14 protein-coding genes are annotated in these 16,093 nt (G+C 43.2%); 7 read left to right on the forward strand and 7 right to left on the reverse strand.

Annotated elements, in window-relative coordinates; genetic code table 11:
* The first annotated feature begins 6 nt into the window (after positions 1-6).
* The 6 genes from ID12_RS04230 (at position 7) to ID12_RS04255 (ending at position 8,433) form a co-directional block, all read left to right on the forward strand.
* A complete protein-coding gene (locus ID12_RS04230; protein ID WP_050826774.1) occupies positions 7-1,272 on the forward strand; it encodes a galactooligosaccharide ABC transporter substrate-binding protein GanS in 1,266 nt (421 codons plus the stop codon).
* Positions 1,273-1,417: 145 nt separating this feature from the next.
* Positions 1,418-2,656 (forward strand): carbohydrate ABC transporter permease, encoded by a 1,239-nt coding sequence (locus ID12_RS04235; RefSeq protein ID WP_026050180.1) that lies wholly within the window; start codon positions 1,418-1,420, stop codon positions 2,654-2,656.
* Position 2,657: 1 nt separating this feature from the next.
* Complete coding sequence (locus ID12_RS04240) at positions 2,658-3,500, forward strand: galactooligosaccharide ABC transporter permease GanQ (protein WP_007497274.1); 843 nt, start codon at positions 2,658-2,660, stop codon at positions 3,498-3,500.
* Positions 3,501-3,511: 11 nt separating this feature from the next.
* Positions 3,512-4,720 carry a glycoside hydrolase family 53 protein gene (locus tag ID12_RS04245; RefSeq protein ID WP_039962843.1) on the forward strand — a complete coding sequence of 403 codons (1,209 nt, stop codon included), beginning with the start codon at positions 3,512-3,514 and terminating at the stop codon, positions 4,718-4,720.
* 23 nt (positions 4,721-4,743) lie between these two features.
* Positions 4,744-6,810: a beta-galactosidase gene (locus ID12_RS04250; protein ID WP_048002503.1), complete on the forward strand. Its 2,067-nt coding sequence runs from the start codon at positions 4,744-4,746 to the stop codon at positions 6,808-6,810.
* Between the two features lie 294 nt (positions 6,811-7,104).
* Positions 7,105-8,433, forward strand: coding sequence for a CitMHS family transporter (locus tag ID12_RS04255; RefSeq protein WP_050826775.1), 1,329 nt, complete (start codon positions 7,105-7,107; stop codon positions 8,431-8,433).
* 45 nt (positions 8,434-8,478) lie between these two features.
* Here ID12_RS04255 and ID12_RS04260 read toward each other — a convergent pair whose 3' ends face one another.
* The 7 genes from ID12_RS04260 to ID12_RS04290 all read right to left on the reverse strand — a co-directional run bounded on the left by ID12_RS04260 (position 8,479) and on the right by ID12_RS04290 (position 15,241).
* A complete protein-coding gene (locus ID12_RS04260; RefSeq protein WP_007497283.1) occupies positions 8,479-8,907 on the reverse strand; it encodes a DUF4064 domain-containing protein in 429 nt (142 codons plus the stop codon).
* Positions 8,908-8,933: 26 nt separating this feature from the next.
* A complete protein-coding gene (locus ID12_RS04265; protein WP_035703987.1) occupies positions 8,934-9,884 on the reverse strand; it encodes an ABC transporter permease in 951 nt (316 codons plus the stop codon).
* Positions 9,881-10,810, reverse strand: coding sequence for an ABC transporter ATP-binding protein (locus ID12_RS04270; protein WP_008347360.1), 930 nt, complete (start codon positions 10,808-10,810; stop codon positions 9,881-9,883). The genes ID12_RS04265 and ID12_RS04270 overlap by 4 nt, the downstream gene beginning before the upstream one ends.
* A gap of 328 nt (positions 10,811-11,138) precedes the next feature.
* Positions 11,139-11,477 carry a zinc ribbon domain-containing protein YjdM gene (locus ID12_RS04275; protein WP_017359922.1) on the reverse strand — a complete coding sequence of 113 codons (339 nt, stop codon included), beginning with the start codon at positions 11,475-11,477 and terminating at the stop codon, positions 11,139-11,141.
* Positions 11,478-11,570: 93 nt separating this feature from the next.
* A complete protein-coding gene (locus tag ID12_RS04280) occupies positions 11,571-12,710 on the reverse strand; it encodes a glycerate kinase (protein WP_050826776.1) in 1,140 nt (379 codons plus the stop codon).
* Positions 12,711-12,739: 29 nt separating this feature from the next.
* On the reverse strand, positions 12,740-14,011 hold the full coding sequence (locus ID12_RS04285) for a GntP family permease (RefSeq protein WP_050826777.1): 1,272 nt from the start codon (positions 14,009-14,011) through the stop codon (positions 12,740-12,742).
* A gap of 117 nt (positions 14,012-14,128) precedes the next feature.
* Entirely contained in the window at positions 14,129-15,241 is a 1,113-nt protein-coding gene (locus ID12_RS04290; protein ID WP_035703978.1) for a CdaR family transcriptional regulator, read from the reverse strand.
* A 160-nt stretch (positions 15,242-15,401) separates the two neighbouring features.
* On the opposite strand from ID12_RS04290, the gene ID12_RS04295 reads away from it, so the two are divergent.
* The gene (locus ID12_RS04295; protein WP_035703974.1) at positions 15,402-16,052 is read left to right on the forward strand and encodes a TetR/AcrR family transcriptional regulator; all 651 of its coding nucleotides are present in this window, start codon (positions 15,402-15,404) and stop codon (positions 16,050-16,052) included.
* The last annotated feature ends 41 nt before the right edge of the window (positions 16,053-16,093 follow it).

Consider the following 16,093-nt stretch of genomic DNA (forward strand, 5'->3'; position numbering starts at 1 on the left):
TTACGAATGAAAAAGGGAAAATGGGCGACATTATCGGCAGTCGTTGGTACTGCTGTGCTGCTGCTGTCAGCATGCGGACCAGGAGATGACAATTCAAGCGGTACACAGCCGGCATCTACAGGTACAAAGACCTTGCTAGTGTGGGAGGATGTCAAAAAGTCTGATGGGATTCAAGACGCTGTCAAAGAATTTGAAAAACAAAACGACGTGAAAGTCAAAGTAGTCGAAAAAGCATATGCCGACCAAATTGAAGCGCTTCGTCTTGATGGCGCAGCCGGCACTGGTCCAGATGTCATCACCATGCCTCACGACCAAATTGGATCAGCTGTCACAGAGGGATTGTTACAAGAAATCAAACCAGATCAAAAAGTAATCAATTCCTTCACAGACGAATCGATTCAATCACAAACGGTAGATGGTAAGCTGTATGGCCTGCCAAAATCCGTTGAAACCACTGTGCTTTTCTATAACAAAGACCTTGTGAAAAAGGCACCAACGACACTCGATGGCTGGTATGACCTTTCGAAAAAGCTGACAAAGGACGGGAAATACGGTTTTGTTGCGAAGTGGGATGAAATTTATTACGCAGAAAGTGTATTAGGCGGTTCAGGTGGCTATATTTTCAAACAGAAAAACGATGGGTCTTATGACGTCAATGATATTGGTCTTAATAACGATGGTGCCATCGAAGGCGGAAAATACATTCAGACATTCTTTAGCGAAGGTCTTTTCCCGAAAGGCATCATTGGTGAGCAAGGAATCAATGTCCTCAATTCCTTATTCACTGAGAAAAAGGCAGCGGCTGTGATTTCTGGTCCATGGTCATTTGGTCCTTATAAAGAAGCGGGTATCGACTATGGCGTGACGGAACTGCCAACACTCCCTAACGGAAAACATATGAGCTCGTTCTTAGGTGTAAAGAGCTACAACGTCTCCTCTTATTCTAAAAATAAAGAACTTGCCGAGAAATTTGTTGAGTTTATCACGAACGAAAAAAATTCGAAAAAGCGCTTTGAAGTCACAGAGGAAATTCCACCAGTGAAAAAGCTGATGAAAGACCCAGTCATTACTGAAAACGCTAATGCGGATGCTGTTTCAAAGCAAACGAAATATGCCACGCTGACACCGAATAATCCAGAGATGGCAGAGGTGTGGAAGCCGATTGACAGTGCATTAGGACTGATTGCGACTGGCCGTACCGATGTGAAAAAGGCATTTGATGATGCGGTCAAACAAATCGACTCGCAAATTAAAGCGAATCACTCCAAATAAACATCAAGCGCAGGTAGCTGTTCATCTATCATGCTGCCTGCACTTGATCTAATTTCATATGAAGTAGGTGTTAGACGTGACGGGTAACCTTGAACTAGACCGCACACACATTGTGGAATCAAAGACACACCGGAGACGGGCGCTAATGTTCTCTCTTATACCCGGGATGGGGCAAATATACAACAAACAGTATGGCAAAGGGGCACTCTTTTTCCTGTTTGGCGTTTCTTTTCTAGTAGTGTTTTATGATTTATTCAATATTGGCTTCTGGGGGCTGTTCACACTTGGTACGATGCTGCCTCGTGACAACTCTGTTTTCCTTTTAGCAAAAGGAATTATTGCACTTTTAACAGCTGGATTTGGCATCGGTTTTTATATACTCATGATACGAGATGCATTTATGAACGGAAAGAAACGTGATCAAGGGGTTCCGCTTCATTCCATCCGTGCTCAATACCATCAGCTCATCGACCAAGGCTTTCCTTACTTAATGAGCACTCCTGCTTTCTTTTTACTTCTATTCTCTGTTGTCTTTCCTATTATGTTCAGCTTTGCGCTGGCCTTTACAAACTATGATTTATACCACTCGCCTCCTGCCAATCTCATTGATTGGGTAGGCATCAAAAACTTTCAAAATATCTTTTCAATCGATATTTGGAGAGACACATTCATTGATGTACTAGGCTGGACGGTCGTATGGACGTTGGCTGCATCGACCCTTCAATGTGCTGTCGGCATTTTCCTAGCGGTTCTGCTCAATCAAAAAGATTTAAAAGGAAAACGGTTTTTCAGAACGATTTTGATTCTGCCGTGGGCTGTTCCAGGATTTGTGACCATTTTGGTGTTTGCTGGATTGTTTAACGACACGTTTGGTGCGATTAACAATACCCTTTTTGCATCGATTGGAATTGATCCAAAACCATGGCTGACAGATCCATTTTGGAGCAAAATCGCTCTTATTGCGATGCAGACTTGGCTTGGTTTTCCTTTTGTGTTCATTATGACAACCGGCGTTTTACAGGCCATTCCTGAAGATTTATACGAGGCTGCAACCATTGATGGGGCAAATTTCTTTCAGAAATTCCGTTCCATTACATTACCGCTTGTCCTCTATTCAATTGCACCTATATTAATCACGCAATATACGTTTAACTTTAACAACTTTAATATCATCTACTTATTTAATGGCGGAGGACCGCCTGTGGCTGGCTCAACTGCTGGGGGAACGGACATCTTGGTGTCTTGGATTTACAAACTGACGATGCAGTCTTCTCAATATGCACTTGCTGCCGCTGTTACGATCTTACTATCAATCTTCGTCATTGCCATTGCACTTTGGCAGTTTAAGAGAACGAATTCATTCAAAGAGGAGGACATGATGTGATATGGGATCAAAACAAAATAAGCTCATTCGTCTGAGTATCACTTATTTCATCCTTTTCATCGCCTCCGTATGTATTCTATATCCACTCCTTTGGACGATCGGTGCTTCCTTTAATCCCGGGAACAGCCTGATGAGCACAAGCATGTTTCCGAAGAATCCAACGTTCAGCCACTTTACAGAACTCTTCTTCGGTCAGGGAGCACTTTATGCAAAATGGTATTGGAACTCAATGAAAATCAGTATTGCGACTATGCTCTTAACGTTGATACTTGTCAGCTTTACAGGTTATGCCTTTTCTAGGTTCCGATTCAAAGGACGGAAAAATGGGCTGATGCTCTTTTTGCTGCTGCAAATGATTCCTCAATTTTCAGCGCTGATTGCCATTTTTGTATTGGCTCAAATGCTTGGACTCATTAACAGCCACCTCGCATTGATTTTGATTTATGCAGGCGGACAAATCCCGATGAATACGTATTTAATGAAAGGTTATCTTGATGCGATTCCAAAGGATCTCGATGAATCAGCCAGAATGGATGGCGCAGGGCATTTCAGGATTTTCATCCAAATTATTATGCCGCTTGCCAAGCCGATTTTAGCCGTTGTTGCCATCAACTCATTTACAGGACCGCTCGGTGATTTCATCATCTCCAGTGTCATTGTCCGTTCACCCGAAATGTATACGCTCCCAATCGGTCTATACAATCTTGTATCAGACAAAATGGGTGCCAGCTACACGACCTTTGCAGCCGGGGCTTTACTCATTGCGATTCCAGTTGCTTTATTGTTTCTTGTTTTACAAAAACAATTTGTATCCGGCCTCACACAAGGCGGGACAAAAGGATAAGGGGAGATTTGATGAAGAAATGGTTGCTTGTCACTGTTGTCGTTTTCTTTCTGATGGGGTTAGGTATTCTGCCTGAAGCAAAGGCTGATACGATTTCGGTGAAACCGATCAATGGATTGCAAGGTGATTTCATCAAAGGAGCCGATATCTCCATGCTCGCAGAAGTGGAGCGAAGCGGCGGCAAATACTACAACCAAAACTGGCAGCAGGTTGATCCGCTCAAGCTATTAAAAGAGAAAGGTGTCAACTATGTGCGCATCAGACTCTGGAACCATCCATACGACAACCAAGGCCGTGCCTATAACGGCGGGACAAACGATTTAAATACCGCCATTGCTCTATCGAAACGTGCAAAAGCACAAAACATGAAAGTGCTGCTTGATTTTCACTACAGTGATTTCTGGACCGATCCCGGTAAACAGTTCAAACCGAAAGCTTGGACCAATCTCTCGCAAAGCGATTTAGAGAAAGCGGTTGGCACTTACACAAGCGATGTGCTCAAAGCGATGAAAGCACAAAACGCCCTGCCAAATATGGTACAGGTCGGGAATGAATTGAATTCAGGTATGCTTTGGCCCAACGGAAAGAGCTGGGGTGAAGGCGGCGGTGAATTTGACCGGCTCGCTGCTTTGCTAAAAGCGGGAACAAATGCTGTCCGCTCTGTCGATTCAAACATCAAAGTCATGCTTCATCTTGCACATGGAGGGGACAATGGTGCATCTCGCTGGTGGTTTGATGAAATCACCAAACGAGGCGTTTCGTTCGATACGATCGGTTTATCTTACTACCCGTATTGGGACGGCGGATTTAGCGGTCTTACTAACAACATGAATGATATTAGCGCCCGCTATAACAAAGATGTCATCGTGGTCGAAACCGCCTACGGCTTTACAACAGCAAATGGTGACAACCTCGATAACTCATTTAACCAAGATTCAGTCAATACGGCCGGTTATCCAGCATCACCACAAGGGCAGGCATCTTTTATACGAGATCTATCAGAAAAAATTTCACAAGTAAAAAACAATCGCGGGAAAGGGTTCTTTTATTGGGAGCCGCTTTGGATTCCAGCAAAAGGTGCTCCGTGGTCTAGTCAATACGGGCTCGCTTATATTCAAACAACCGGGACAGTCGGGAATGCTTGGGAAAATCAGGCCATGTTCGATTTCAACGGAAAAGCCCTGCCTTCTCTTGATGTATTTAAACAAATGACACCGTAATTAAACAGATAGGACGTGACAAAATGGGAAAGCGTTACCCACTCGTCCACCCAAATGTGAAAGGCTTTTTGCATGGTGGCGACTATAATCCTGATCAATGGCTCCATATGCCGGAGATCATTGACGAAGATTTTCGATTAATGAAGCTTGCACACTGTCAAACATTCTCTATCAATATTTTCGCTTGGAGCAAGCTCGAGCCAAAAGAAGGGGAATATGATTTTGCCTGGCTGGATGATATCATGGACCGCTTGGCAGCGCAGGGAGCTCACGCCATTCTCGCCACGCCAAGCGGAGCAAGACCTGCTTGGCTCTCGCAAACATATCCAGAAGTCTTACGCGTTGAAGCAAACCGCCAGCGCAACTTACACGGACTTCGCCATAATCATTGCTTCACCTCGCCGGTTTATCGAGAAAAAACGAATACACTCAATCGTTTGCTTGCTGAACGCTACAAGGATCATCCAGCGCTGATCATGTGGCACATTTCAAATGAATACGGCGGTGAATGTCATTGTGATCTTTGCCAAGAAGCATTTAGAGACTATTTGAAAGACAAATACAACCATGACCTTGAAGCTTTGAATCAAGCATGGTGGACGGGATTTTGGAGCCACACCTTTACCGATTGGTCGCAAATCGAGTCACCTGCACCGCACGGGGAGCACATGATTCATGGCATGAACCTAGACTGGAAGCGTTTTGTCACAGCCCAAACGATCAATTTTTATCAAAATGAAATTGAACCGCTACGAGAATTAACACCTCATGTGCCAGTAACCACCAATTTTATGGGCGACTATCCGCATATGCGTCCATTCCTTGGACTGGATTATCATCAATTTGCAAAAGAAGTCGACGTGATCTCATGGGATAGCTATCCAGCATGGCATAGCGGCAGAGAAACCACTGCAGAATTAGCGTCAAACGTCGCCTTCGTTCACGATTTATATCGTTCATTAAAGGACGGTCAGCCGTTTCTCGTGATGGAAAGCACACCAAGCCTCGTGAACTGGCATGAAGTGAATAAGGTGAAGCATAAAGGAATGGCACACCTCTCTGCCATGCAGGCGATTGCCCACGGGTCCGACTCCGTCCTTTATTTCCAGTGGAGGCAAGGCCGAGGCGCCTCTGAAAAATTCCATGGCGCCGTTGTGGATCATTCAGGACATGAACACACGCGTGTGTTTCAAGAAGTCGCTGATTTAGGAAAACAGCTGGAGCAGCTTCAGCCGATTGCGGGTACGTCCGTTCAACCAGAAGTCGCCATCATATATGATTGGGAAAACCATTGGGCGATTGATGATGCGCAAGGCTTAAATAATACCAACAAACGCTATGTAGAGGCTTGCCAAACTCATTATCGAAGCTTCTGGAAAAAGGGCATCCCTGTTGATATTGTCGGGATGGAAAAGGATTTCTCATCCTATCGAGTGCTTGTTGGACCAATGCTCTACATGATCAAACCAGGCGTGGCAGAAAAGATCGAAGCATTTGTCAAAGAGGGCGGCATTTTTGTGGCAACATACTGGAGCGGCATTGTCGATGAAAACGACCTCTGTTTCCTTGGTGGTTTCCCCGGTCCTCTCCGCCATGTACTTGGTGTTTGGGCAGAGGAAATCAACACATTGATGCCAGATGAACACGTTTTAATGACCACAGGAAATGGACGCACTTATCATGTCGGGCAATATTGCGAGTCCATTCATCCTGAAACAGCCTCTGTGTTAGGGCATTTTGAGAATGGCTGCTATGAAGGACAGCCCGCCCTTACTGTCCGTCCATTTGGCAAAGGGAAAGCATACTATATGGCTTCTGAAAATGAGCAGGCGTTTTATGATGATTTTTACGAAGACCTTATCACAGGAATAGGCATACAACCGATCCTATCCTCTTCGATTCCAGAGGGCGTCAGTGTCCAGAAACGAACAGATGGATCGCAGGACTTTGTGTTTATGATGAATTTTACAGAACAGCAACAGAACATTTCACTAGATTCAGCGGAAAGCTATGAAAATATGCTGACTGGACAGCATACATCTCAACAGTTACAACTGAATCCTTACGAATACGTTATTTTGAAAAAATAGCGTGAAAGAAGCGTCCATCCAAAGGGCGCTTTTTACTTTTAAGTGAATCTAAATACCTATAAAATCTCTTCCGGTAGTAGATTACCAATAGAATCATTATTTTTTATCTAAATTTTTTGACATATTGAACACCGCGCCACGATTGGATTCACCATCCTTTTTTACCATTGTATAGGTATGAAAGCGGTTGCCTAATACTCATATTTTTGATACTCTTTTTTTCAATGCAGATGTGGGACTGCATTGGTATAAAAACAAACAAATGTAAACGGTTTATTGTAGGGGGAGGGGCTTATGTTAACGTTTGTTGGATTGTTGATTATTTTAACGATTGTTGTTTTGCTGATTTGGGGGAAAGCGAGTCCAATTGTCGCCATGGTCATGGTGCCTTTAATAGGGGCGCTCATCGCGGGATTTGGTATCAATGACATTCAAACTTTCTTTGAACAAGGGATTATCAAAGTATTGCCAGTGGCGACCATGTTTATCTTCGCCATTTTATTTTTTGGCATTTTACAAGATACAGGGTTCTTTGAACCTGTAATTAAAGCATTAATCAAGCTGACAAAAGGAAATGTTGTCACAGTTGCGATGGGAACTGCCTTGATTGGGGTCATCGCACACTTAGACGGAGCAGGAGCTACCACCTTTTTATTAACTGTACCTGCACTGCTTCCGCTTTATAAAAAATTACATATGAGTCCTTATTTATTGCTTTTGTTAATCGGGACAAGTGCTGGATTAACCAATATGATTCCATGGGCCGGCCCCACAGGACGGGCAGCGAGTGTCCTTAATATGGACCCATCTGAACTGTGGGTACCGCTCATTCCAATTCAGTTGATCGGGGTCGTGCTCATATTAGGAATGGCATTCATTTTAGGAAAAAGAGAAGAAAAACGAATTCGGGTGAAAATCGCCGCAAATGAAGTAGCCGCTGTCCAATTAGAAGGCGCCGATTGGGATCGTGCCATTCAATCGATCAGCGAAACAGGCGATGCGTCTTTAAAGCGTTATCACTTAATGTGGGTCAACCTCATTCTATTTTTAGCTGTTGTTGTCCTTCTTGTGCTGAACGTGATTCCTGCTAGCTATATGTTTATGATTGGTCTTTCACTAGCACTTCTGATTAACTTTCCAAATGTGAATTTACAAATGGAGCGAATAAAGGCACATGCCCCAAGTGCACTAATGATGGCAGCTGTAATTTTCTCCGCAGGTTCTTTTTTAGGAATTCTTGAAGGAACGGGCATGCTAAAGGCGATTGCAGTGGACAGTATTCACATTTTGCCAGCTTTCTTACTGCCATTTTTACATATCATTGTGGGGATATTTGGGGTTCCTCTTGATATGCTGACAAGTACAGATGCCTATTATTATGCACTCTTGCCGATTGTCGAATCGATTACATCAGAGGTTGGTGTGTCAGGAACATCTGCGGCATACGCCATGATGATTGGAAATATCATCGGCACCTTTGTCAGCCCCCTTGCACCTGCTGTATGGCTTGCCATCGGTCTTGCAGGGGTCGATATGGGGAAACATATCCGCTACTCCTTCTTTTGGATGTGGGGGTTCAGTATCGTTTTACTCATCATCGCCAAACTGATTGGCATCATATAAAAAAGAAAGACATGCGCAAAATCAGCGCATGTCTTTTTCTTTGAATTATGAAGGATATTCACTCGTGTGAATGTCTGTTTTCGGTTTTCTAATCAGTGACATCAATCCAACGATTAGCAACAAGATCATTGGAACGAAAGCAAGACCTACAGTTCCAATTAAAAGAGTCACAGCCGAAACCAAGAAAAGAATACCAGAAAGCACGGCACGGCGGTCTGTTTTCAAGACAATCACACCAACAAGGGCTAAGACAGCCGCAATTGCGGAAACAACCATAAACTGAACGCCAAAGGCATGAACCGAAGCTTCAAGTGTTTCAACTGGCAAGGCGCTGCCTTCCTCTTGTAAAATTTCATTCATTTCTTCATAAAATGCTGGGTCCACAGAGAGCATCAATGCCCCAAAACCAACACCAATTACGTTGAGGACAATACTGATAATCCCCATAATTTTTTCACCTTTACGCTTAATCATTGATAGAAACCTCCTAAAAAGTTAAATTAACCTGTTTTTACTTCTCGCTTTTGGAAGACGATTAAAGCAACCGCCAAGAAGATGGCCCAATAAATGACTAGGACCGTTAGTGAGAAACCTAGGGACATGCCTTCGATAACAGTAACCTGTTCCATAAAGTATTGGGATGGATCATTTGCGAATAACAAATATTTTGTCCAATCAAAGAAGAGCATTAAAATACCTGTAATCGTTCCACCTACAATATAAGCTAACACACTAATGGCAATGGAGATAGCTTCACTTCTGAAAATTGTTGATATAGCGAACGAAAGTGTCCCTAACACAACAAACATTGCGCAATTAGCTAAATAATAAAAAACCATATTGGCAAACTGCGAACGTTCAATCACTTCACCATTTTGATAGATCACACTCACATAATCAGTATTGAGTCCGAAGAAAATGGCACCCAATATAAATGACAAGATAAACAGCACCACCACCAGTAGAAGAGCATACAGTTGCACCGTAATATATTTAGATATTAAGATTTTTAGTCTTGATGGTGGGCGAATCAATAATAATTTAATTGTACCATGCTTGTATTCAGCCGAGACAATGGTGGAAGCGATAATGATCACAAACACACCTACAAGCTGAAGTAAACTGGCGTTTGTTTTCACATAGTCCCATACACTGTCGCTAAACTGATCAGCTGGCGGCAAGTTATGCTTAATTCGATAATCATTAATAGCGATCTCTTTTTCAAGGTTTCTTTTAAAGTAACCATTTTCTATTTCTTTGAGTTCCTTCTTGTTCTCAGTATTCATCATCTCTAGCTGGGCTTTCCATGCTCCAGATGATTGATCTTCGTCGTTTGTTTTAAGTGCAAAAATCAACGTCGCAATCATACCTAAAACAAGAAGCCCAACCATAATCCAAGTACCCACACGATAACTGATTTTCATCCACTCGTTTTGAATGAGGCGAATCATACGTCTGCCTCCTTTTTACCTGTTAAGCTTAAGAACTTATCTTCTAAGGTTTGTTTTTCTATTTTGATTTCGTACAAATGAATAGAAGCCTCGCTCAAATGACGAATCAATTGTGGCATTTTCTCTTCTAGGATGGAGAAGAATAAGTACTGCTCCTCTTCTCTAACTGTGATGCCTTCCTCAAATGCTTCAATGAGCTTTTGAGCTTCTTCAAGCTCACTTGATGCTACTTTCATTCGATAATTGACCAAATCATCCTGCTTCGTCTCCGCACGCTGATCCTCAATCGCAATCAGCTTTCCTTTTTGGATAATGGCGAAACGATCACACATCAATTCCATTTCTGACATGAGGTGACTTGAAACAATGACAGCAAGCCCTTCTTCCTTTGCCAGCCTTCTCAAGTAATCTCGTATCATACGAATTCCCTCTGGATCTAGTCCATTGGTCGGCTCATCTAAGATTAGCAGTTTCGGTTTATGTATCAATGCCTGAGCAATCCCCAAACGCTGCTTCATTCCTAATGAAAACGTACGGACACGCTTATGCTTCACATGCTGCAAACTAACTAGTTCTAGTAGTTCATCAATTCGACCTTCATCCACTTTTCCATTCATTCTGGCAAAATGAACAAGGTTTTGTCTAGCCGTTAAATGATTATACATTTCTGGATTTTCAATAATTGCACCGACATCTTGGATGGCATGCTGATATGAGGTTTGAATACTATGACCATTAATCAGAATGTCACCAGATGTAATGGGAGAAAGACCGACCATCATGCGAATGGTTGTCGTTTTTCCTGCGCCATTCGGCCCTAAGAAGCCAAAGACTTCGCCCGCTTGGACAGAGAAACTCAAGTCTTGAACAATCTTTTTCCCACGAATATGCCTAGATACATTTTGCAGTTCTAAAACGTTCGTCACGTTACCTCTCCTTCTTTGTCTAAGTATCATCTATCATCTATTTCCTGATAAACACCATGATCCGTCAAAAATAGAAGAACACTTCCATATGGTACAGCAATGCCCAAAAGTTGTGAAGGGGATTAGGCAAAATTTAGAGAATCATCTGCCTTTTTTAAGGTAGAGTTAAGAAAAGCGTGAATTTTTATAAGAAAAGAGGCTTGATTTCTTAAAAAAAGAATGATTTTCAATAGGTACATATGTATGAAATGATGTTTAAGATTATACCTTTCACCTATAAATATCGAAATAAAAAAGAGGCTGATGATCGACAGCCTCTTTTCATATATTATACTTTCTTCACAAACTCCGATTTTAACTTCATTGCGCCAAAGCTAGGAATTTTACAATCAATGTTATGATCGCCTTCGACTAAACGAATCCCTTTGACCTTCGTCCCTATTTTTAAAACCGAAGAAGAACCTTTGACTTTTAAATCTTTAATCACAGTGACCGTGTCACCATCACTTAATAGATTTCCATTCGCATCTTTGACAACAAGCTGTTCCTCTGCCGCTTGTTCTTGTTCTAGCGACCATTCATGCGCACATTCTGGACAAATAAGCATGCTGCCATCCTCGTATGTATAGGTTGAACTGCACGATGGACAATTCGGTAGATTAGACATTTGTGTTTCCTCCAACTTTCTTTTTCATTTAGAACCATTTTACCACATTTCTATAGAAAGAAATGTGATAGAAAAGGAAACATTTTTCATCATTTACTTATCTCTTCCAAATGTCATGACGGCCGCAATATTCCGCGCTGTTCTCTCTACATGCACACTAGCATCATGCATGGCTTCAGCCAGAGTCGTGACGCCAGGGACAATACTAAAAAGTGCATCAATGCCATGATCATGTACGACTGCACTGTCTTTTGAGAGGGACCCAGCGATGCCAATGACAGGGAGTCCATATTGTTTCGCAGCTTTGGCTACACCGATTGGCGTTTTGCCGTAAATGGTCTGCTGATCAATCCGACCTTCCCCTGTAATGACTAGGTCAGCGTCCTTTAGTACGTCAGCAAAATGTACGGCTTTCAGTACAATATCGATTCCCTTTTGCAGATCAGCCTGTAAAAAGCCTAATAAACTCGCGCCCATTCCTCCTGCCGCTCCTGCACCTGCCGCCTCACCAAAGGAGACATGAAGATGCTGCTTAGCCACTTGTGCAAAATGAGATAAATTCTTGTCCAACAGTTGAACCATTTCTGTATCTGCTCCCTTTTGAGGACCGAACACAGCAGACGCTCCTCTTTCACCCGTTAAAGGATTATCCACATCACACGCCACTTCCAGACGGACTGATCGCAATCTTGGATCCAGTCGAGATAGATCAATAGAAGCTAATTGATTCAGTGATCCACCGCCCGGCGTGAGGTCTTGGCCTGCTTCATCGAGAAAAGAAGCACCTAAACCTTGCATCATGCCAACGCCACCATCATTTGTTGCGCTTCCGCCAAGCCCAATGATTAAATGCTTCGCTCCTTTATCCAGCGCTGCAAGCATTAATTCTCCTGTCCCTCTAGACGTCGTGAATAAGGGGTTCCGTTTTTCTGGCGGGACAAGATGTAATCCTGATGCTGCTGCCATCTCTATGACAGCTGTCTGCCCATCTCCCAACATACCAAAAAAGGCATCTACAGGTTTGCCAAGCGGGCCTGTGACCACTTGCTGGACAATGGTTCCGCCTGTCGCATCCACTAACGATTGAACTGTGCCTTCTCCTCCATCTGCCATTGGGATTTTCATATATTCTGCATATGGCAAAATAGAGCGAAATCCTCGTTCGATGGCACATGCTGTCTCATAAGCAGATAAACTTTCTTTAAATGAATCTGGTGCGATCACAATTTTCATCCAAAAACCCCTCGTTTCTCATTAAGTCCTCAGCCGAACAGCTGGAAAATACCAAAGATAATGGTCGATACAACGGTTAATGTCAAACCAATTAACGATTCAAAGGGCATTAATTTCAACCGTTCTTTTATATCCATTTGAACACTTCCCGCCGTTGCATGGAAAAAGCTTCCGTGCGGCATATGGTCTAGCACAGTTGCGCCAGCGTGAATCATAGCTGCGCCTGAAAGGGCAGATACACCAAGACCAATAAGAGTTCCGCTAAATACACCACTTGCAACTGCCGTCCCTGCAGTTGTCGAAGCTGTGGCTGCCGACATAAAAATTCCAGACGTTGGTGCAAGCAAGTAAGGAGGTAATCCCGAAGCGTCAAGCGCCTGAATAAATACCTCTTTCATGGAAGAATTCGATACAATTCCAGCTAATGTGCCTGTACCTAGTAACATGATCGCTACACCTGACATTTTATGCAGCCCTGACATCGCATAATCATTGAGAAACTTCCCTTTTTTCATGAAAAGAGCGCCTACAATTCCTCCTATTGGTAAGGCAATCATTGGATCAATATTTATTTGAAACAACGGTCTTAAGGCTAACAAGAGAATGGTCACAAGCGGGCCGACAAGCGCTTGTAGAAAACCAGGTGCTTGAACCTCGCCTTGGTCTGCTCCCTCTTCCAAAACAGGTGTCCCTTTATTCGCAAGCTTTTTGGCTAATACATACGTGACGGCTATCCCGAAAATAGCCGGTATGACACCTGCCGCCATCAGGGAAGTAAGCGGTACACCAAAGGCATCAGAGGCTGCAATGGCATTCGGATTCGGTGACATGATATTCCCCGCCTTCCCTCCTCCAATCATCGCAAGTAAAATCCCCGTTTTAGAAAGTTTTGCACGCTTGGCAATGGCAAGTGCGATTGGTGCTACTGTAATGACTGCTACATCTACAAAAACACCCACCGTTGTTAAAATCATTGTTGCAAGTGCGAGTGCTAAAAGTGCCCTCGCCTCTCCAAGTTTTTTCACGATGGCCTCCGCAATAGATAACGCTGCACCCGACTCAATTAAAACCCCTGCCAGTACACCTGCCGCCATGATTCGAAGAACAGCCGGAATCATGTCCTTTGCGCCTTCCATCATGACGTTCACGGTCTGCACAACATCTACACCGCCAACCAAACCGCCAATAAATGCGCCTGCCAGCATGCCATAAGCAGGTGATACTTTTTTTAGAATGAGAACAATAGCGATCACAAGCGCAGTCAATGCGCCCAATGTACTTACTGTCACATCTCCACCCATACTCCATCCCTCCTAATTGTCTTTTCTTAATTGTAAGCGTTTACCCATTGGGATCGAGTTGTGAATCTAGATGAACTTCTTTTATTTATTTCTTTATCCAGTTGTGCAAATGCACAATTAAGACAGTTGATGGTCCAATTGTGCTATGTACAGCTCCATCAACTGTTTCACATGACGAGGATCTTTTCCGGTCAATGCCTGGATTTTATCTAAACGATATCGCAGTGTATTGCGGTGAATAAATAGACGATCAACGATTCTTTGTAAGTCCCCGCCCTCTTCAATGTAAACCTTTAACGTTTGAACGAGTTCCGTTTCTTGTATCAGCGGATGATAAAAATCACTCCACCGTTTGCCCTCTTTGGCGGCTCTCGCTTTTATAAACAAGCTTTCAAGCTGATAAGATTCAAAGACATATATGCTTTCCTCTGGATGGAGCACCTTTCCTAACCGCAGGGCCTCTCTCGCATGCTGAAAGGACAACGGTAATTGACTCATATCCTCAGCGACAGTTCCTACACCCACGAGCACTTGTCCATCAACTGCACCTGCCATTGTTTGTTGTAGCTGTTTCATCACATGCTTGAATTGATGGTCACATATCGGCTGTCTTAACAGGATCAATTCATGACGGAAGGTCATGCCTAGTAAATCATCCGCATTCTTATCGTATTGAATGGCATGCATCATTTTGTGTACCGTATCCTCGGACGATGGAATCGGCTGAAAAACAATAGCCATTCGCCGCTTGTCTAAATCCATTCCAAGCCAGTCAGCACGGTGCTTCAGCTGATGATCACCCATGTCAGACTCGGAGATGAGCTGATTCACAATTTCACTCTCTATTCGCTGCCGCCACTGGAAGCGTTCAAGTAGAAAAGACTGCTCTAATACGAGCTCAGCTGCCATTTTCACCAGCTCGGCATGATGACGAATATCCCCTGGCTCACCCGTAATCCCAATGACACCAACAACTTGTTCGCGAAAGCAAATAGGCAGATTGATTCCAGGTCTCACGCCTTTTAAGCGGTGGGATGTCTCCTGATCAATCTCCACACTATCTCCGCTTGACAGCACTAGACGTGCTCCATCATGTTTTTGTCCAATCCTTTTTCGTTCACCAGACCCAATAATGACACCATCCGCATTCATGACATTGATGTTTTGATGTAAAATATGCATCGTACGTTCAACCATCTCTTGCGCCAATTCACTGGTTAAAAATTGCATTCAGCATCTCTCCTGAAGGGGTTTTCATTCAATGTATCATAGTGTCATTGCACAATAAATGCAAAGCTGAAAAAAACAGCCGTTGACAAAGATACGCCAAAAAGTGTTTAATCAAATCAAGGGACCGACCGACAGTCTAGTCAAAAGAAAGGATGGCTTTATGAGAACCGTTAAACATCCTGAGGAACGCAAAAATGACATCTTAAATGCAGCAGAGAAGCTTTTTTCAACCAAAGGCTATCAGCAAACCACAATTATTGACATCCTCAAAGCCGTTGGCATTGCAAAAGGCACATTCTATTATTACTTTACTTCCAAAGAAGAAGTGATGGATGCAATCATTGACCGGATCATAAAAGCAGATATCATCGAGGCAAAGCGTATTGCCGCTGATCCAGATATCTCAGTGGTTGATAAATTATTTCGCATCATCATGGCACAATCTCCTAAACAGGGCAGCCATAAAGAAGGCATGATCGAACAATTTCATCAGCCTGCTAATGCAGAGATGCATCAAAAAAGCTTGATCAAAGCCATTACAGAGCTATCACCCGTTTTAGCAGAAGTCATTCAGCAAGGGGTAGAAGAAGGGATATTTCAAACGGATTACCCGCAAGAAACTGTCGAATTTCTCCTCGCTTCTGCTCAGGTTATCTTTGATGAGGGACTTTTCCAATGGACCGCAGCGGAAAGCATACAACGAGCTCTAGCATTTATCGCAATCCTTGAAGCCTCATTACATGCAGAAAAGGGAAGTTTCTCCTTCCTTCTCCAACGTTTAACTGGAGAACCGGAAGACAATAATCAGTGATTGGTCACTTCAATACCAATCCTGCATACATTATAGACTGA

Origin of the sequence: Bacillus altitudinis (genome assembly GCF_001191605.1) — a bacterium.
GTDB lineage: Bacteria > Bacillota > Bacilli > Bacillales > Bacillaceae > Bacillus > Bacillus altitudinis.